Raw genomic sequence first — 15,760 nt, 5'->3', positions numbered from 1 at the left:
GAGAGGGCGGCCACGCGGATGCGACGTCGAGGCGGCGGGTAGCAGAACGACAACAACCGACATCTCAACGGGTTCTCCGTGCGTCGTGCGTTCTGCACGCCGATCGGAGCGCCCCAGGCGTGCGGTGCTTTTGACAGAAGAACACTGGTTGCACTTTCCGGGTCACCGGAGTTCCTTCGCGAGCGCGTCCAATGCGAGACGAGTCCGGCTCCGGCCGGGGGAGTCGCGTACGACGCAATAACAAGAGAGTGAGAGATCACACATGGCGGGACAGAAGATCCGCATCCGACTGAAGTCGTACGACCACGAGGTCATCGACACGTCGGCGCGCAAGATCGTCGACACGGTCACCCGTGCCGGTGCAACGGTGGTCGGCCCCGTGCCGCTGCCGACCGAGAAGAACGTGGTCTGCGTGATCCGTTCTCCCCACAAGTACAAGGACAGCCGCGAGCACTTCGAGATGCGCACCCACAAGCGCCTCATCGACATCATCGACCCGACGCCCAAGGCCGTCGACTCGCTCATGCGCCTCGACCTGCCGGCCGACGTCAACATCGAGATCAAGCTCTAAGGAGGAGTGCCACCATGTCTGTCACTGTTTCCCCCACGCTGAAGACCAGCAAGGGCCTCCTCGGCACCAAGCTCGGAATGACCCAGGTCTGGGACGAGAACAACAAGCTCGTGCCGGTCACCGTCATCGAGATCAGCCCCAACGTCGTGACCCAGGTCCGCACGGAGGAGAAGGACGGCTACACCGCCGTCCAGCTCGCCGCCGGTGCGATCGACCCGCGCAAGGTGAACAAGCCCGCCGCCGGTCACTTCGACGCCGCGGGCGTCACCCCCCGCCGCCACCTCACCGAGGTCCGCACCTCCGACGCCGCCGACTACTCGGCAGGCCAGGAGCTGACCGTGGACGCCGTCTTCGAGGCCGGCACCAAGGTCGACGTCGTCGGCACCAGCAAGGGCAAGGGCTTCGCCGGTGTCATGAAGCGTCACAACTTCAAGGGCGTCTCGGCTTCGCACGGTTCGCACCGCAACCACCGCAAGCCCGGCTCCATCGGCGCCTCCTCGACCCCCAGCCGTGTCTTCAAGGGCATGCGCATGGCCGGTCGCATGGGTGGCGAGCGCGTCACCGTGCTCAACCTCAAGGTGCACTCCGTCGACGCCGAGAAGGGCCTGCTGCTCGTCAAGGGCGCCGTCCCCGGTGCCCGCGGTCGCCTCGTGTTCGTTCGCAACGCCGTGAAGGGAGCGTAGTTCCATGGCTACCTCTGTCGACATCATCGACGTCAAGGGCCAGAAGGCGGGCTCGGTCGAGCTCCCCGCCGCGCTCTTCGACGTCCAGACCAACATCCCCCTCATCCACCAGGTCGTCGTGGCCCAGCTCGCCGCGGCGCGCCAGGGAACCCACAAGACGAAGAACCGCGGTGAGGTCTCCGGAGCCGGTCGCAAGCCGTTCAAGCAGAAGGGAACCGGTCGCGCTCGTCAGGGCTCGATCCGCGCCCCGCACATGACCGGTGGTGGCGTGGTCCACGGACCGACCCCCCGCAGCTACGCGCAGCGCACCCCCAAGAAGATGATCGCCGCGGCTCTGCTCGGTGCTCTCTCGGACCGCGCCCGCGGTGCCCGCATCCACGTGGTCGAGTCCCTCGCCCTCGGTGACACCCCCCGGACCAAGGACGTCCTCGTCCTGCTCGACGCCCTCTCGGTGTCGCGCAACGTCCTCGTGGTGCTCGAGCGCGACGACTACATCGCCGAGCTCTCGCTCCGCAACGTGCCGTTCGTGCACATCCTGCCGGCCGACCAGCTCAACGCGTACGACGTGCTCGTCTCCGACGACATCGTGTTCTCGAAGGGCGCGCTCGACGCGTTCATCGCGGCCAAGTCGGGCGTCGAGTCCAACAAGGAAGAGGTGAACGCATGAGCCAGTCCGCCGCGTTCAACAAGGACCCCCGCGACGTCATCATCTCCCCGGTGGTCTCGGAGAAGTCCTACGGCCTGATCGACGAGGGCAAGTACACCTTCGTGGTCGACCCGCGTTCGAACAAGACCGAGATCAAGCTCGCCATCGAGAAGATCTTCGGCGTCGAGGTCGCGTCGATCAACACGCTGAACCGCCAGGGCAAGACCCGCCGCACGAAGTTCGGCACCGGCAAGCGCAAGGACACCAAGCGCGCGATCGTCACGCTGAAGTCCGGCTCCATCGACATCTTCACGAGCGTCGGCTGAGCCGAAGAAGCGTAGAGGAAACAGACAATGGCTATTCGTAAGTACAAGCCCACGACCCCCGGTCGCCGCGGCTCCAGCGTTGCCGACTTCGCCGAGATCACCCGCTCGACGCCTGAGAAGTCGCTCCTGCGCCCGCTGTCCAAGACCGGTGGCCGCAACAACTCCGGCCGCATCACGACGCGTCACATCGGTGGTGGCCACAAGCGCCAGTACCGTCTGATCGACTTCCGTCGCAACGACAAGGACGGCGTCAACGCCAAGGTCGCTCACATCGAGTACGACCCCAACCGCACGGCGCGCATCGCGCTGCTCCACTTCGTGGACGGCACCAAGCGCTACATCCTGGCCCCGAACAAGCTCTCGCAGGGCGACGTCGTGGAGTCGGGCGCCGGCGCCGACATCAAGCCCGGCAACAACCTGCCGCTGCGCAACATCCCGACCGGTACGGTCATCCACGCCATCGAGATCAAGCCGGGAGGCGGCGCCAAGCTCGCCCGCTCGGCCGGCACCTCGGTCCGCCTCGTCGCCAAGGACGGCCCCTACGCGCAGCTCCGCCTGCCGTCGGGCGAGATCCGCAACGTCGATGCGCGCTGCCGCGCCACGATCGGCGAGGTCGGCAACGCCGAGCAGTCGAACATCAACTGGGGCAAGGCCGGCCGCATGCGCTGGAAGGGCGTCCGCCCGACCGTCCGCGGTGTCGCGATGAACCCGGTCGACCACCCGCACGGTGGTGGAGAGGGCAAGACCTCCGGTGGACGCCACCCGGTCAGCCCGTGGGGTCAGTCCGAGGGACGCACCCGTCGCCCCAACAAGGAGAGCGACAAGCTCATCGTTCGCCGCCGCACCGCCGGTAAGAAGCGCAAGTAGGAGTTGTAGAAGATGCCTCGCAGTCTCAAGAAGGGCCCCTTCGTTGACGACCACCTGCTCCGCAAGGTGTTCACGGCCAACGAAGCCGGCAACAAGAACGTCATCAAGACCTGGTCGCGCCGTTCGATGATCATCCCGGCGATGCTGGGTCACACCATCGCGGTCCACGACGGTCGCAAGCACATCCCCGTGTTCGTGACCGAGACCATGGTCGGCCACAAGCTCGGCGAGTTCGCCCCCACTCGGACCTTCCGCGGTCACGAGAAGGACGACAAGAAGGGCCGTCGCCGCTGACGCGGCGACGAGAAGGAGGAGAGAAATGGTGGAGTCGATCGCACGCGTGCGACACATCCGCGTCACCCCCCAGAAGGCTCGCCGTGTCGTGAACCTGATCCGCGGGAAGCAGGCTCAGGAGGCACTGGCCATCCTGAAGTTCGCGCCGCAGGGTGCGTCCGAGCCCGTCTACAAGCTCGTCGCCTCGGCGATGGCCAACGCTCGCGTCAAGGCCGATGCCTCGAACGAGTACCTCGACGACCAGGACCTGATCGTGTCCCGCGCCTTCGTCGATGAGGGAACCACCCTCAAGCGATTCCAGCCCCGTGCTCAGGGTCGTGCCTTCCGCATCAACAAGCGCACCAGCCACATCACCGTCGTGCTGGCCACTCCTGAGGAGGGGACCAAGTAATGGGTCAGAAAGTAAACCCCTACGGTTTCCGTCTGGGAATCACCACCGACCACGTGTCGCGCTGGTTCTCCGACAGCACCAAGAAGGGCCAGCGGTACAGCGACTACCTCGCCGAGGACGTCAAGATCCGCCGACTCCTCGCCACCCAGCTCGACCGTGCGGGCGTCGCCCGCATCGAGATCGAGCGCACCCGTGACCGCGTCCGCGTCGACATCCACACCGCCCGCCCGGGCATCGTGATCGGCCGCCGCGGCGCCGAGGCCGAGCGCATCCGTGCCGACCTCGAGAAGCTCACGGGCAAGCAGATCCAGCTGAACATCCTCGAGGTCAAGAACCCCGAGGCCGAGGCTCAGCTGGTCGCCCAGGGCATCGCCGAGCAGCTCTCCGCCCGCGTGGCCTTCCGCCGCGCGATGCGCAAGGGCCTGCAGGGTGCTCAGCGCGCCGGCGCCAAGGGCGTCCGCATCCAGGTCTCCGGCCGCCTCGGCGGCGCCGAGATGAGCCGCTCGGAGTTCTACCGCGAGGGACGCGTGCCGCTGCACACCCTCCGCGCGAACATCGACTACGGCTTCTACGAGGCGAAGACCACCTTCGGCCGCATCGGCGTGAAGGTCTGGATCTACAAGGGCGACATCACCAACAAGGAGCTCGCCCGCGAGCAGGCGAACAGCAAATCGTCGCGCCCCGAGCGCAGCGACCGTCCGCGCCGTGCACCCCGCCAGCAGAGCGAGGCGCCCGTCGCAGCAGGAGTTGAGGCATAACCATGTTGATTCCGCGTCGAGTCAAGCACCGCAAGCAGCACCACCCGGGCCGGTCCGGCCAGGCCACCGGTGGCACCAAGGTGTCGTTCGGTGAGTTCGGCATCCAGGCCCTCACCCCCGCCTACGTGACCAACCGTCAGATCGAGTCCGCTCGTATCGCGATGACGCGTCACATCAAGCGCGGCGGAAAGGTGTGGATCAACATCTACCCCGACCGTCCGCTCACCAAGAAGCCCGCCGAGACCCGCATGGGTTCCGGTAAGGGCTCGCCGGAGTGGTGGGTCGCGAACGTCAAGCCGGGTCGCGTCCTCTTCGAGGTCGCCGGCGTCGACGAGCAGCTCGCTCGTGAGGCCATGACCCGTGCCATCCACAAGCTGCCCCTCAAGGCACGCATCATCAAGCGCGAGGAGGGAGACGCGTAATGGCGATCGGATCCAAGGAGCTCGCCCCCGCCGAGCTCGACACCTACGAGGACGAGCGTCTCGTCACCGAGCTGAAGAAGGCCAAGGAGGAGCTGTTCAACCTCCGCTTCCAGTCGGCCACCGGTCAGCTGGACACCAACGGCCGCCTGCGTGCCGTCAAGCGCGACATCGCCCGCATCTACACGGTCATCCGTGAGCGCGAGCTGGGCATCCGCGCCACCCCCGCACCCGTCGAGGCCCCGGCCAAGGCGGAGAAGAAGCCGAAGACCAAGAAGGCCGCCAAGGCCGAGGTCGAGGCGACCGAGTCGAACGAGGAGGCCAAGTAATGGCAACCGTCAATGACAGCGCCGGCCACGAGTCGGCCGCCCACGACGTGAAGGAGGCGGGCGCTCGCGGATACCGCAAGACCCGTCGCGGCTACGTCACCAGCGACAAGATGGACAAGACCATCGTCGTCGAGGTCGAGGACCGGGTGAAGCACCCGCTGTACGGCAAGGTCATCCGCCGTACGTCCAAGGTCAAGGTCCACGACGAGCTGAACTCCGCCGGCATCGGCGACTCCGTCGTCATCAGCGAGACCCGTCCCCTCAGCGCCACCAAGCGCTGGCGCCTGGTCGAGATCCTCGAGAAGGCCAAGTAGGCCGCGGCCTACTTGAGTTAGCAGGAGAGACACATGCTTCAGCAAGAATCCCGAGTCAAGGTCGCCGACAACACCGGCGCCAAGATGCTCCTCACCATCCGCGTCCTCGGAGGCTCCGGCCGCCGCTACGCGGGCCTCGGTGACATCATCGTCGCCACCGTCAAGGACGCGATCCCCGGTGGCAACGTGAAGAAGGGCGACGTGGTCAAGGCCGTCATCGTCCGCACCATCAAGCAGACCCGTCGCGCCGACGGCTCGTACATCAAGTTCGACGAGAACGCCGCCGTCATCCTCAAGAACGACGGGGACCCCCGTGGCACCCGCATCTTCGGACCGGTCGGTCGCGAGCTCCGCGACAAGAAGTTCATGAAGATCGTCTCGCTGGCACCGGAGGTTATCTAGTCATGGCCAAGATCAAGAAGGGTGACCTCGTCCAGGTCATCTCGGGCGCTACCCAGGCCCGCGGTGGAGACCGCGGCAAGCAGGGCAAGGTCCTCGAGGTGCTGGTCGAGCGCAACCGCGTCGTCGTCGAGGGCGTGAACTTCGTCAAGAAGCACGTCCGCGTCGGCCAGACGCAGCGCGGCTCGAAGGAGGGCGGCATCGAGACCGTCGAGGCCTCGATCCACATCTCCAACGTCGCGCTCGTCGACCCGAAGACCAAGAAGCCGACCCGGGTCGGCCACCGCAACGTGGCCGTCACCAAGGACGGCGTGACCAAGACCGTTCGCGTGCGCTACGCGAAGGCGTCGGGTGAGGAACTGTAATGACTGACACCACCGCAGTGGCTGCGAAGGTTCAGCCGCGGCTCAAGGCCAAGTACCAGGCCGACATCATCCCCGCTCTCAAGGAGCAGTTCGGCTTCGGCAACGTCCACCAGGTCCCCGGCCTGGTCAAGGTCGTCGTCAACACCGGTGTCGGTGAGGCCGCCCGCGACGGCAAGATCATCGACGGCGCGGTCAAGGACCTCACCGCCATCACCGGTCAGAAGCCGCAGGTCACCAAGGCCCGCAAGTCCATCGCGCAGTTCAAGCTGCGCGAGGGTCAGGCCATCGGCGCTCACGTCACCCTCCGGGGCGACCGCGCCTGGGAGTTCCTGGACCGCCTGCTCTCGGTGGCGCTGCCCCGCATCCGCGACTTCCGCGGTCTGTCGGACCGCCAGTTCGACGGCAACGGCAACTACACCTTCGGCATCACGGAGCAGTCGATCTTCCACGAGATCGACCAGGACCGCATCGACCGCGTCCGCGGCTTCGACGTGACCGTCGTGACCACCGCCAAGACCGACGACGAGGGTCGCGCGCTGCTCAAGCAGCTCGGCTTCCCGTTCAAGTCGTCGGACAACGCGTAAGCAGCAAGCCTCGAGGCCGGGGGACGGTGAAAACCGCCCTCCGGCCTCGTCGTGCGTCCGCCGCCGGACCGGTCCGTCCGGAGCCGGCGGCGGGCGCCACGCGGGATCCCCGGATCCCGTGCACGATCGGCCCTCGACCGCAGGGCCTCGGCCATGTAGCATGGCTCGTTGGCCTGCGTTCGCGCGGCCGCATGGGCGTCGACGTCGTCGGCGCCGTCCCACACCACAGGTCGTCACTCTTGTAAAGGGTGCCGAAACCAGGCGAGAAAGGCACCATCAGCCATGACCATGACTGATCCGGTCGCAGATCTGCTGACCAGAATCCGTAACGCGAACTCCGCGCACCACGACTCCATCACCCTCCCGGGCTCGAAGCTCAAGGCGAACATCGCCGAGATCCTCAAGACCGAGGGCTACATCGCCGACTGGAAGGTCGAGGAGGCGCGCGTCGGCACGACGCTCTCCATCTCCCTCAAGTACGGCCCGAACCGCGAGCGCTCGATCGCCGGCATCAAGCGGGTCTCGAAGCCCGGACTCCGCGTGTACGCGAAGTCGGCCGAGATCCCCACCGTGCTCGGCGGCCTCGGCGTCGCCATCCTGTCCACCTCGAGCGGTCTCCTGACCGACCGCCAGGCCGAGAAGAAGGGCGTGGGTGGGGAAGTCCTCGCCTACGTGTGGTAACCCCTCATGTCGCGTATTGGAAGACTCCCCATCGAGATCCCGGCGGGCGTCGACGTCTCCGTCGCCGGATCCGCTGTGACCGTCAAGGGCCCCAAGGGCGAGCTGACCGTCTCGGTCGCCAGCCCCATCCAGGTGTCCGTCGAGAACGGCCAGGTGCTGGTCTCGCGTCCCGATGACGAGCGCGAGTCGCGCTCGCTCCACGGCCTCACCCGCACGCTCATCGCGAACGACATCATCGGTGTCACGCAGGGCTACTCCAAGGGCCTCGAGGTCGTCGGAACCGGTTACCGCGTGCTGGCGAAGGGCTCGGACATCGAGTTCGCGCTCGGCTTCTCGCACCCGGTCGTCGTCACCCCGCCCGCGGGCATCTCGTTCACGGTCGAGGGCAACAACAAGCTCACCGTGCACGGCATCTCGAAGCAGGCCGTCGGTGAGGTGGCCGCCAACATTCGTAAGATCCGCAAGCCCGAGCCCTACAAGGGCAAGGGCGTGCGCTACGCCGGCGAGGTCGTTCGCCGCAAGGCCGGAAAGAGCGGTAAGTGATCATGGGACTCGGAACCAGAGGAAAGAGCAAGTCCGCTGCGCGCGGTCGTCGTCACGACCGTCTGCGCAAGAAGGTCGTCGGATCCGCCGAGCGCCCCCGCCTCGTCGTCAACCGCTCGGCCCGCCACGTCTTCGTGCAGGTCGTCGACGACGCTCAGGGCCGCACCCTCGCGTCGGCGTCGACCCTCGAGGCCGACCTGCGCGTGTTCGACGGCGACAAGACCGCCAAGGCCCGCAAGGTCGGCGAGCTCGTCGCCGAGCGCGCCAAGAACGCCGGTGTCGAGGCGGTCGTCTTCGACCGCGGAGGCAACAAGTACGCCGGTCGCGTCGCCGCGATCGCCGATGGAGCACGAGAGGCAGGGCTCAACCTGTGAGCGCCGCAGAGAACAAGGAACCCGAGGTCGCCGCTGTGTCGGAGGCCCCCGTCGAGACCGCTGCGTCCACGCAGCCGCAGCAGGAGGCTCGTGAGCCCCGCCGCGGCGGCCGCGACCGCAACCAGGGTGGCCGCGACCGCGGTGGCCGTGACGCCGAGAAGAGCCAGTTCCTCGAGCGCGTCGTGACCATCAACCGCGTGTCGAAGGTCGTCAAGGGCGGCCGTCGCTTCAGCTTCACCGCGCTCGTGGTCGTCGGAGACGGCAACGGACTGGTGGGCGTCGGCTACGGCAAGGCCCGCGAGGTCCCGACCGCCATCTCCAAGGGCGTCGAGGAGGCGAAGAAGAACTTCTTCCGCGTCCCCCGCGTCGCCTCGACCATCCCGCACCCCGTCCAGGGTGAGGCCGCCGCCGGTGTGGTGCTCCTGCGCCCCGCCGCCGCGGGTACCGGTGTCATCGCCGGCGGTCCCGTCCGCGCCGTCCTCGAGTGCGCCGGCATCCACGACGTCCTGAGCAAGTCGCTCGGCTCGTCGAACACCATCAACATCGTCCACGCGACCGTCGAGGCTCTGAAGCAGCTCGAGGAGCCGCGCGCCGTCGCCGCTCGTCGTGGTCTCGACTTCGACCAGGTCGCGCCGGCACGTCTCGTCCGTGCCGAGGCCGACGCCCTCGCCGCCGCGTCCAACGCGAAGGCAGGTGCCTGATGGCCCAGCTCAAGGTGACCCAGATCAAGTCGAAGGTCAGCGAGAAGCAGTACCAGCGCGACACGCTGCGCTCGCTCGGCCTCAGGAAGATCGGTCAGAGCGTCGTCCGCGAGGACAACGCCCAGAACCGCGGATACGTGAAGACCGTCGCCCACCTGGTGAAGGTCGAGGAGATTGACTAATGGCTGAGACGAAGAAGGCCGCCGCCGCGGAGTCCACGACTCCCGCGCAGGCGACCACCACGAAGGGCGCGGCGGCGCCGGCGACCAAGGAGCACGTGCTCAAGGTCCACCACCTCCGCCCCGCTGCCGGAGCCAAGAAGGCCAAGACCCGCGTGGGTCGCGGTGAGGGCTCCAAGGGAAAGACCGCCGGTCGCGGCACCAAGGGCACCAAGGCCCGCTACCAGGTGCGAGTCGGCTTCGAGGGTGGGCAGATGCCGCTGCACATGCGCACCCCGAAGCTCCGCGGCTTCAAGAACCCGTTCCGGGTCGAGTACCAGGTCGTGAACCTGTCCGCTCTCGCGGAGCTCTACCCCCAGGGCGGCGACGTCACCATCGGCGACCTGGTCGCCAAGGGTGCTGTCCGCAAGAACGAGAAGGTCAAAGTCCTCGGGGACGGCGACATTGCGGTTAAGCTGAACGTCGCGGTCGACAAGGTCTCCAGCTCTGCCGAGCAGAAGATCGTCGCTGCGGGCGGATCCATCAAGTAGCACCAGCAGCTTGTCGGTCGAGCTTGTCACGCCGACTCCCTCCGGGAGCGCGTGGCAAGCTCGACCTGTATCCCGCACCACAGAATTGAGCAGGAGACCTTAGGTAGTGTTTGGCGCCGTTGCGCGGATCTTCCGCACCCCCGACCTCCGCCGCAAGATCGGCTTCACCCTCGCGATCGTGGCGATCTTCCGGCTGGGATCCTTCATCCCTGCTCCGTTCGTCGACTTCAGCGCCGTGCAGGCCTGTCTCGCCGGCAACCAGGGCACCTCGGGTCTCTACGAGCTCGTGAACCTCTTCAGCGGTGGAGCACTGCTCCAGCTGTCGATCTTCGCGCTCGGGATCATGCCGTACATCACGGCGTCGATCATCGTGCAGCTGCTGCGCGTGGTCATCCCTCACTTCGAGACCCTGTACAAGGAGGGGCAGTCCGGTCAGGGCAAGCTCACCCAGTACACGCGGTACCTCACCATCGCGCTCGGCGTCCTCCAGTCGACGACGCTGATCACCGTCGCCCGCTCGGGCGCCCTCTTCGGCAACTCCGGCGTCCCGGAGTGCTCGGCGCTCATCATCACCGACGAGTGGTACTCCATCCTCCTCATGGTCATCACCATGACCGCGGGCACCGGGATCATCATGTGGATGGGCGAGCTCATCACCGAGCGCGGCATCGGCAACGGCATGTCGCTGCTGATCTTCACCTCGATCGCCGCCCAGTTCCCCACCTCCCTGTGGTCGATCGCGCAGTCGCGCGGCTTCGAGACCTTCCTCCTCGTCCTCGGCGTGGGCCTCGTGCTCGTGGTCGCCGTGGTCTTCGTGGAGCAGTCGCAGCGGCGGATCCCCGTGCAGTACGCCAAGCGGATGGTCGGCCGCCGCACCTACGGCGGCAACAACACCTACATCCCGATCAAGGTCAACATGGCCGGCGTCGTGCCCGTCATCTTCGCCTCGTCGCTGCTTTACCTGCCCGCGCTCATCGCGCAGTTCAACCAGCCCGCCGCTGGCCAGGAGGCCCCGGTCTGGGTCACCTGGATCACGAACTACCTCACCAAGGGCGATCACCCGCTCTACATGGCGCTGTACTTCCTCCTGATCGTGGGCTTCACCTACTTCTACGTCGCGATCACCTTCAACCCGGACGAGGTCGCCGACAACATGAAGCGCTACGGCGGCTTCATCCCCGGCATCCGCGCCGGCCGCCCGACCGCCGAGTACCTCAACTACGTGCTCACCCGGGTGACGCTGCCCGGATCGGTCTACCTCGGCCTCATCGCGCTCGTGCCCCTCGTGGCCCTCGCGCTGGTCGGTGCGAACCAGAACTTCCCCTTCGGCGGCACGTCCATCCTGATCATCGTCGGAGTCGGCCTGGAGACGGTGAAGCAGATCGACTCCCAGCTGCAGCAGCGCCACTACGAAGGACTCCTCCGATGACGTCGCATCCGATCGGCTTCCGTCTCCTGCTGATCGGCCCTCCCGGCGCAGGCAAGGGGACCCAGGCCGCTCGGCTGAGCGACATCCTCCGGGTGCCCGCCATCTCGACCGGGGACATCTTCCGCGCGAACGTCGCCAACGAGACCGAGCTCGGTCTCCAGGCGAAGGCCTACCTCGACAACGGGCGCTACGTGCCGGACGAGCTGACCAACGCGATCGTGCACGACCGCCTCCAGGAGGCGGACGCGTCGACCGGGTTCCTGCTCGACGGCTACCCGCGCACCACGGAGCAGGTCGACGAGCTCGACCGCATCCTCGCCGCGGACGACAACCGGCTCGACGCGGTCGTCCAGCTGACGGCCGATCCCGACGAGGTCGTCGGCCGCCTGCTCAAGCGCTCGCTCGAGCAGGGGCGCAGCGACGACACCGAGGACGTCATCCGGCGCCGACTCGCGCTCTACGAGGAGCAGACCGCTCCGCTCATCGACGTCTACGCGGCCCGCGGGCTCGTGGTCGTGGTCGACGGCCTCGGGCCGGTCGACGAGGTGACCGAGCGGATCGTCGTCGCCCTCGAGGGCCACCGCGTGGGCCGCCTCGACACCCCGGCCGCCTGAGCCGTGGCGTTCCGCTCCTCGCTCTACAAGACGCCCGCGCAGCTGCGGTCGATGCTCGCTCCGGGCCTCGCCACGGCCGCCTCGCTCGACGCGGTCCGCGCGGCGGTCCGCCCGGGCGTCACCACGCTCGAGCTCGACTCGATCGCCGAGGCGGCGATCGTCGCGCTCGGCGGCCACTCGAACTTCCAGCTCGTCCCGGGCTACCGGCACACGATCTGCGCCTCGGTCAACGACGAGGTGGTCCACGGCATCCCCGGCGGGCGCGTGCTCGAGCCGGGCGACCTGGTCTCCATCGACAGCGGCGCCGAGATCGACGGCTGGAACGGCGACTCCGCGATGACGGTGGTCCTGCCCGATCCCTCCCGCCCGGAGGAGGTCGCGGCACGCGCCGAGCTCTCGCGGGTGACCGAGGGATCCCTGTGGCGGGGGATCGCCGCCCTCGCCTCCGCCCGACACCTCAACGAGGTCGGCGCGGCGATCGAGGAGTACATCGAGGACGAGGCCGAGCGCTCGGGCCGCGTCTACGGCATCCTCACCGACTACATCGGCCACGGCATCGGGCGCACCATGCACGAGGCTCCGCCGGTCTTCAACTACCGGGTGCGCCAGCGCGGCCCCGAGGTGAAGCCGGGACTCGTCGTCGCGATCGAGCCGATGGTCACCGCGGGCAGCGCCGAGACCTTCGTCCGCGAGGACGAGTGGACGGTCGCGACCGAGGACAGCAGCATGGCCGCCCACTGGGAGCACTCCGTCGCCGTGCACCACGACGGCATCTGGGTCACCACGCTCGCCGACGGCGGCGCGGCCGGCCTCGCCCCCTACGGGATCGTGCCGACGCCCTTCGCGTAAAGGCCCCCAGCTCAGAGCTCCTCCGATCCGATGCGGAGGGAGGGTGCTGTCGTCCTCTCGCGACTGGCTCGGGTCTGGCGGGCGCCCGCAGGGCGCGGGATGGCGCGAGAGGACGACAGCACCCTCTCGATCCCTGTCTGAGCGGACAGTCAGCTGTCGATCACCCGCACCAGCTCCTCGATGAAGCCGCCGAAGTCCGTGGAGCGCCGGATGAGTCGCTGCACCTCCGCCCGGTCGGCGAACACCTCGACGAACTGGTCGAACACCGACTGGAAGGTGCTGCGGCCGGCCGAGGCGAACGCGATCATAGCGATCACGTTCACCCGCTGCTCGCCCCACTCCATCGCCGTGTCGTTCACGACGATCGCGATGGAGGTGCGGCGGGCGCTCATCGCCATCGCGTGCGGGACCGCGAGGTTGTCGGTGAACGCCGTGGAGCTCATCCGCTCGCGCTCGATGGCGCCGTCGACGTAGTCCTCGTCGATGATGCCGCCGGCGATCATCCGCTCGCCCAGCATCCGGATCATCGCCGCCTCGTCGCGCGCGTGCACGTTGCGGAAGAACAGCTCCTCGTCGAAGAACTGCAGCAGCTCGTCCTTGATCTGCGCGCGGCGGCGGTGCCGGCGGACGCGGGCGATGGCCCGGCGCACCGTCTCGACGTCGTGGTCGGTGAGGAACGGCTGCACCACCACGACGTCGTCGGACGCGGGGCGCTCGTCGATCGTGGTGATCACGAGGTCGGCGGTGAGCCGGTCCCAGTCGACGTCGCTCCGCGTGATCAGCGAGCGCACCTCCACCTCGGTGCCGAGGGCGCGCTCGACGCGCAGGCGGAGCATGTGAGCGAGGTCGTAGTAGTTGGGGCAGACGATCACGCAGGACAGACGCTCCTCCCGCCGGGACACCCGCTCGAGGAAGGAGCCGACGTGGAGGGCGATGTAGGCGATCTCGTCCTCGTTGACCACGACGCCCCGCCGGCGCTGCAGCCCGCTCGCCAGGAACACCGCGATCTCGTAGGTCATCGGGTAGCTGGTCTTGATCGAGCGGGTGAGCGGGTTGCGGGAGTAGCCGCCCTCGGCGGCCCGGGCGATCAGGTTGCGCACGTGCAGGGCGAGGCGGACGATGAAGCCCTCGTCGTCGAGGTCGACCAGGTACTCGCGGTTGACGTCGGCGACGAGCTCGCGGACGACGGCGAGGTCCTCCGGGTCGAGGTAGTTCTCGACCACGGCGGCGACCGGCTCGTTCTGCCCGGGCGTCGCCACCCGCGTCGTCATCAGGATCGCGAGCTGGGCGAGCTCGGCGTCGGTCAGGCGCGTCGCGAAGTGCCGTTCCACCAGCTCCGCCAGCAGGGCCGCGAGCTCGCCGTGGATCGCGGGGGAGGGGCGGGAGCCGGAGGGGTCCCCGATGCCCCGGGCGACGCGGTCGACGGCGATCGCGATGTGGAGGAGGACGCTGTTCACGCCGTAGTCGTTGATGTAGTAGCCGCGGGTGTCGAGCTCGGCCAGCAGCTCGGTCTTGAAGGCGCCGAGGCCGGGGGAGGCGAACTCGCGCTGGACGTCGTCGAGCGTGAAGACGCCCTGCGCGCTCTCGTCGCGGAACATCCGCGAGATCAGGCGGCGGCGGGCCTCCTCGCTGCCCTCGAGGCGCACCGACGGGCCGCGCCGGACCAGCCCGAGGCCGGCCTCGTCGGCGAGGGCCTTCACCCGGCGCAGATCGGCGTCGACGGTCGACTCGCTCACCGACAGCGCGTCGGCGAGGGCGAAGACGTCCAGGCCCTCGTCGGAGTCGACCAGGCGGCGGACGATGCTGTACAGCCGGTCACGCGGTGTGTCGGGCTCGACGTCGCGGCTGCGCTGCGCCTCCAGGTAGGCCGCGTACGCCTCGCGCGCGAGCCGGTAGCCGTTCGCGGAGGACTCGACCGGCTCCAGCGGGGCGGCCTGCGCCTTCACCGCGGTGACGTAGCTCCGGACGCTGCGGGTGGTGACTCCGAGCCTGTCGGCGAGCTCGTGCGCCGTCACCCAGCCGTCGGCGCGGGAGAGGTACTCCAGCAGTCGTTCGCGGTTGTCAGGCATCAGGCTCCAGGCGTGCGGTCGGGGCGGGCGCCGGGAGCGCCACGACCCTGCCGCGGGCCCGCAGGACGCGGGCGGCGAGTCGTACGTCCCGTCAGTCAATCACCCCGGCGACGCGCCCGGGAGCCCCCGCGCCGCGGGTGGAAGGGGCCGTCTTCCGCCCCCGCGGAAGATTGTCTGCTGGAGGGTGCCGCCCCTCCGAGGGGATGCTTGGATGAATCACGACCCGGACGCGAGGAGGCGAACGAGGTGCGGAAGATCCTGATCGTCTGCGGTGCAGGCGCGTCGAGCACGTTCCTGGCCCACCGGCTGCGAGCGGGCGCGAAGGAGCGCGGCATGGATGCCGTGTTCCACTCCGAGACCCTCACCGGTCTCGACCACTCCCTCCCCGAGGCCGACGTCCTCCTCGTGGGGCCGCACCTCGAGTCGCAGTTCGACGGACTCCGCCACCGTGCGGAGCTCGTGGGAGCCGCGGCCGCCCTCCTCCCGCCCGATGTCTTCGGAGCGCACGGTGCCGATGCCGTGCTCGAGACCCTGCCCGTCCTCTTCGCCGCTCGCGCGGTCGTCGCAGGCGCGGACGGGGACTCCTCCACCCGCCCGGTCCGTCCGGGCGAGCCCGACTCCGGGCACCACTGATGCAGTCGCGACTGCAGGATCAAGGAGAAACGTTCATGGTCGAGCGCACCGTGCAGGTTGCATCGTCGAAGGGCCTCCACGCCCGCCCCGCCTCGCTCTTCAGCCAGGCCGCGGCGAAGTCGGGTCAGAAGGTCCTCGTCGCCAAGGGCGACGCGACCCCGGTCAACGCCGCGTCGATCCTCGGGATCATCTCGCTCGGCATCGAGCACGGC

26 protein-coding genes are annotated in these 15,760 nt (G+C 68.2%); 25 read left to right on the top strand and 1 reads right to left on the bottom strand.

Annotation, left to right across the window (positions count from 1 at the left end; genetic code table 11):
• Positions 1-262: 262 nt before the first annotated feature.
• The 23 genes from rpsJ (at position 263) to map (ending at position 12,846) form a co-directional block, all read left to right on the top strand.
• A complete protein-coding gene (gene rpsJ, locus C5C44_RS12140; protein WP_005050520.1) occupies positions 263-571 on the top strand; it encodes a 30S ribosomal protein S10 in 309 nt (102 codons plus the stop codon).
• A gap of 14 nt (positions 572-585) precedes the next feature.
• On the top strand, positions 586-1,254 hold the full coding sequence (gene rplC, locus C5C44_RS12135; protein WP_104224566.1) for a 50S ribosomal protein L3: 669 nt from the start codon (positions 586-588) through the stop codon (positions 1,252-1,254).
• Positions 1,255-1,258: 4 nt separating this feature from the next.
• Complete coding sequence (rplD, locus tag C5C44_RS12130) at positions 1,259-1,921, top strand: 50S ribosomal protein L4 (RefSeq protein WP_104224565.1); 663 nt, start codon at positions 1,259-1,261, stop codon at positions 1,919-1,921.
• Complete coding sequence (gene rplW, locus C5C44_RS12125) at positions 1,918-2,226, top strand: 50S ribosomal protein L23 (RefSeq protein WP_068209445.1); 309 nt, start codon at positions 1,918-1,920, stop codon at positions 2,224-2,226. Before rplD ends, rplW begins: the two co-directional genes overlap by 4 nt.
• 27 nt (positions 2,227-2,253) lie before the next feature.
• A complete protein-coding gene (gene rplB / locus C5C44_RS12120) occupies positions 2,254-3,093 on the top strand; it encodes a 50S ribosomal protein L2 (protein WP_068251462.1) in 840 nt (279 codons plus the stop codon).
• A gap of 12 nt (positions 3,094-3,105) precedes the next feature.
• A complete protein-coding gene (gene rpsS / locus C5C44_RS12115) occupies positions 3,106-3,387 on the top strand; it encodes a 30S ribosomal protein S19 (RefSeq protein ID WP_055787078.1) in 282 nt (93 codons plus the stop codon).
• 25 nt (positions 3,388-3,412) lie between these two features.
• Positions 3,413-3,778 carry a 50S ribosomal protein L22 gene (gene rplV / locus C5C44_RS12110; protein ID WP_077221988.1) on the top strand — a complete coding sequence of 122 codons (366 nt, stop codon included), beginning with the start codon at positions 3,413-3,415 and terminating at the stop codon, positions 3,776-3,778.
• A complete protein-coding gene (rpsC, locus tag C5C44_RS12105; RefSeq protein ID WP_068209439.1) occupies positions 3,778-4,536 on the top strand; it encodes a 30S ribosomal protein S3 in 759 nt (252 codons plus the stop codon). The genes rplV and rpsC overlap by 1 nt, the downstream gene beginning before the upstream one ends.
• 2 nt (positions 4,537-4,538) lie before the next feature.
• Complete coding sequence (gene rplP / locus C5C44_RS12100; RefSeq protein ID WP_068209436.1) at positions 4,539-4,958, top strand: 50S ribosomal protein L16; 420 nt, start codon at positions 4,539-4,541, stop codon at positions 4,956-4,958.
• Positions 4,958-5,284 carry a 50S ribosomal protein L29 gene (gene rpmC / locus C5C44_RS12095; protein ID WP_104224564.1) on the top strand — a complete coding sequence of 109 codons (327 nt, stop codon included), beginning with the start codon at positions 4,958-4,960 and terminating at the stop codon, positions 5,282-5,284. The genes rplP and rpmC overlap by 1 nt, the downstream gene beginning before the upstream one ends.
• Positions 5,284-5,598, top strand: a complete 315-nt coding sequence (rpsQ, locus tag C5C44_RS12090) for a 30S ribosomal protein S17 (RefSeq protein ID WP_104224563.1) — start codon at positions 5,284-5,286, stop codon at positions 5,596-5,598. The genes rpmC and rpsQ overlap by 1 nt, the downstream gene beginning before the upstream one ends.
• Before the next feature lie 33 nt (positions 5,599-5,631).
• On the top strand, positions 5,632-6,000 hold the full coding sequence (gene rplN, locus C5C44_RS12085; RefSeq protein ID WP_104224562.1) for a 50S ribosomal protein L14: 369 nt from the start codon (positions 5,632-5,634) through the stop codon (positions 5,998-6,000).
• Between the two features lie 2 nt (positions 6,001-6,002).
• Entirely contained in the window at positions 6,003-6,362 is a 360-nt protein-coding gene (gene rplX, locus C5C44_RS12080) for a 50S ribosomal protein L24 (RefSeq protein ID WP_104224561.1), read from the top strand.
• On the top strand, positions 6,362-6,946 hold the full coding sequence (rplE, locus tag C5C44_RS12075) for a 50S ribosomal protein L5 (protein ID WP_068209425.1): 585 nt from the start codon (positions 6,362-6,364) through the stop codon (positions 6,944-6,946). Before rplX ends, rplE begins: the two co-directional genes overlap by 1 nt.
• 282 nt (positions 6,947-7,228) lie before the next feature.
• Positions 7,229-7,627 carry a 30S ribosomal protein S8 gene (gene rpsH / locus C5C44_RS12070; RefSeq protein ID WP_068209423.1) on the top strand — a complete coding sequence of 133 codons (399 nt, stop codon included), beginning with the start codon at positions 7,229-7,231 and terminating at the stop codon, positions 7,625-7,627.
• A gap of 6 nt (positions 7,628-7,633) precedes the next feature.
• A complete protein-coding gene (rplF, locus tag C5C44_RS12065) occupies positions 7,634-8,170 on the top strand; it encodes a 50S ribosomal protein L6 (protein ID WP_104224560.1) in 537 nt (178 codons plus the stop codon).
• Positions 8,171-8,172: 2 nt separating this feature from the next.
• Entirely contained in the window at positions 8,173-8,544 is a 372-nt protein-coding gene (rplR, locus tag C5C44_RS12060) for a 50S ribosomal protein L18 (RefSeq protein WP_056037296.1), read from the top strand.
• Complete coding sequence (gene rpsE, locus C5C44_RS12055) at positions 8,541-9,245, top strand: 30S ribosomal protein S5 (protein WP_104224559.1); 705 nt, start codon at positions 8,541-8,543, stop codon at positions 9,243-9,245. The genes rplR and rpsE overlap by 4 nt, the downstream gene beginning before the upstream one ends.
• Positions 9,245-9,427, top strand: coding sequence for a 50S ribosomal protein L30 (gene rpmD / locus C5C44_RS12050; protein ID WP_181024623.1), 183 nt, complete (start codon positions 9,245-9,247; stop codon positions 9,425-9,427). The genes rpsE and rpmD overlap by 1 nt, the downstream gene beginning before the upstream one ends.
• Positions 9,427-9,954, top strand: a complete 528-nt coding sequence (gene rplO, locus C5C44_RS12045) for a 50S ribosomal protein L15 (RefSeq protein WP_104226755.1) — start codon at positions 9,427-9,429, stop codon at positions 9,952-9,954. Before rpmD ends, rplO begins: the two co-directional genes overlap by 1 nt.
• A 106-nt stretch (positions 9,955-10,060) precedes the next feature.
• On the top strand, positions 10,061-11,383 hold the full coding sequence (gene secY / locus C5C44_RS12040) for a preprotein translocase subunit SecY (RefSeq protein WP_104224557.1): 1,323 nt from the start codon (positions 10,061-10,063) through the stop codon (positions 11,381-11,383).
• Entirely contained in the window at positions 11,380-11,997 is a 618-nt protein-coding gene (locus C5C44_RS12035; RefSeq protein WP_181028829.1) for an adenylate kinase, read from the top strand. The genes secY and C5C44_RS12035 overlap by 4 nt, the downstream gene beginning before the upstream one ends.
• A 3-nt stretch (positions 11,998-12,000) precedes the next feature.
• The gene (map, locus tag C5C44_RS12030) at positions 12,001-12,846 is read left to right on the top strand and encodes a type I methionyl aminopeptidase (RefSeq protein WP_104335931.1); all 846 of its coding nucleotides are present in this window, start codon (positions 12,001-12,003) and stop codon (positions 12,844-12,846) included.
• Between the two features lie 149 nt (positions 12,847-12,995).
• Here map and C5C44_RS12025 read toward each other — a convergent pair whose 3' ends face one another.
• Positions 12,996-14,915 carry a BglG family transcription antiterminator gene (locus C5C44_RS12025; protein ID WP_104335930.1) on the bottom strand — a complete coding sequence of 640 codons (1,920 nt, stop codon included), beginning with the start codon at positions 14,913-14,915 and terminating at the stop codon, positions 12,996-12,998.
• 207 nt (positions 14,916-15,122) lie between these two features.
• Here C5C44_RS12025 and C5C44_RS17080 point away from each other — a divergent pair, with 207 nt between their 5' ends.
• The gene (locus tag C5C44_RS17080) at positions 15,123-15,548 is read left to right on the top strand and encodes a PTS sugar transporter subunit IIB (RefSeq protein WP_181125660.1); all 426 of its coding nucleotides are present in this window, start codon (positions 15,123-15,125) and stop codon (positions 15,546-15,548) included.
• Between the two features lie 35 nt (positions 15,549-15,583).
• Positions 15,584-15,760: HPr family phosphocarrier protein (locus C5C44_RS12015; protein WP_104255706.1), on the top strand; the 177-nt coding region annotated here is incomplete at its 3' end.

The sequence above is a fragment of the Rathayibacter sp. AY1F6 genome, assembly GCF_002932035.1.
Lineage (GTDB): Bacteria > Actinomycetota > Actinomycetes > Actinomycetales > Microbacteriaceae > Rathayibacter.
Note: the sequence above shows the minus strand (reverse complement) of the source record. Positions and strands in the feature narration are given on the sequence as shown.

Excerpts from the sequence above, each read along its gene's own strand:
- rpsJ (WP_005050520.1), top strand. The coding sequence starts at position 263 with ATGGCGGGACAGAAGATCCGCATCCGACTGAAGTCGTACGACCACGAG.
- rplO (WP_104226755.1), top strand. The coding sequence starts at position 9,427 with ATGGCTGAGACGAAGAAGGCCGCCGCCGCGGAGTCCACGACTCCCGCG.
- rplX (WP_104224561.1), top strand. The coding sequence starts at position 6,003 with ATGGCCAAGATCAAGAAGGGTGACCTCGTCCAGGTCATCTCGGGCGCT.
- rplC (WP_104224566.1), top strand. The coding sequence starts at position 586 with ATGTCTGTCACTGTTTCCCCCACGCTGAAGACCAGCAAGGGCCTCCTC.
- rplF (WP_104224560.1), top strand. The coding sequence starts at position 7,634 with ATGTCGCGTATTGGAAGACTCCCCATCGAGATCCCGGCGGGCGTCGAC.
- C5C44_RS12035 (WP_181028829.1), top strand. The coding sequence starts at position 11,380 with ATGACGTCGCATCCGATCGGCTTCCGTCTCCTGCTGATCGGCCCTCCC.
- rpmD (WP_181024623.1), top strand. The coding sequence starts at position 9,245 with ATGGCCCAGCTCAAGGTGACCCAGATCAAGTCGAAGGTCAGCGAGAAG.
- rpsQ (WP_104224563.1), top strand. The coding sequence starts at position 5,284 with ATGGCAACCGTCAATGACAGCGCCGGCCACGAGTCGGCCGCCCACGAC.
- rplN (WP_104224562.1), top strand. The coding sequence starts at position 5,632 with ATGCTTCAGCAAGAATCCCGAGTCAAGGTCGCCGACAACACCGGCGCC.
- rpsC (WP_068209439.1), top strand. The coding sequence starts at position 3,778 with ATGGGTCAGAAAGTAAACCCCTACGGTTTCCGTCTGGGAATCACCACC.
- C5C44_RS12025 (WP_104335930.1), bottom strand. The coding sequence starts at position 14,915 with ATGCCTGACAACCGCGAACGACTGCTGGAGTACCTCTCCCGCGCCGAC.
- rplB (WP_068251462.1), top strand. The coding sequence starts at position 2,254 with ATGGCTATTCGTAAGTACAAGCCCACGACCCCCGGTCGCCGCGGCTCC.
- rpmC (WP_104224564.1), top strand. The coding sequence starts at position 4,958 with ATGGCGATCGGATCCAAGGAGCTCGCCCCCGCCGAGCTCGACACCTAC.
- rplR (WP_056037296.1), top strand. The coding sequence starts at position 8,173 with ATGGGACTCGGAACCAGAGGAAAGAGCAAGTCCGCTGCGCGCGGTCGT.
- rplV (WP_077221988.1), top strand. The coding sequence starts at position 3,413 with ATGGTGGAGTCGATCGCACGCGTGCGACACATCCGCGTCACCCCCCAG.
- rplE (WP_068209425.1), top strand. The coding sequence starts at position 6,362 with ATGACTGACACCACCGCAGTGGCTGCGAAGGTTCAGCCGCGGCTCAAG.
- rplP (WP_068209436.1), top strand. The coding sequence starts at position 4,539 with ATGTTGATTCCGCGTCGAGTCAAGCACCGCAAGCAGCACCACCCGGGC.
- rplD (WP_104224565.1), top strand. The coding sequence starts at position 1,259 with ATGGCTACCTCTGTCGACATCATCGACGTCAAGGGCCAGAAGGCGGGC.
- rplW (WP_068209445.1), top strand. The coding sequence starts at position 1,918 with ATGAGCCAGTCCGCCGCGTTCAACAAGGACCCCCGCGACGTCATCATC.
- rpsH (WP_068209423.1), top strand. The coding sequence starts at position 7,229 with ATGACCATGACTGATCCGGTCGCAGATCTGCTGACCAGAATCCGTAAC.
- rpsS (WP_055787078.1), top strand. The coding sequence starts at position 3,106 with ATGCCTCGCAGTCTCAAGAAGGGCCCCTTCGTTGACGACCACCTGCTC.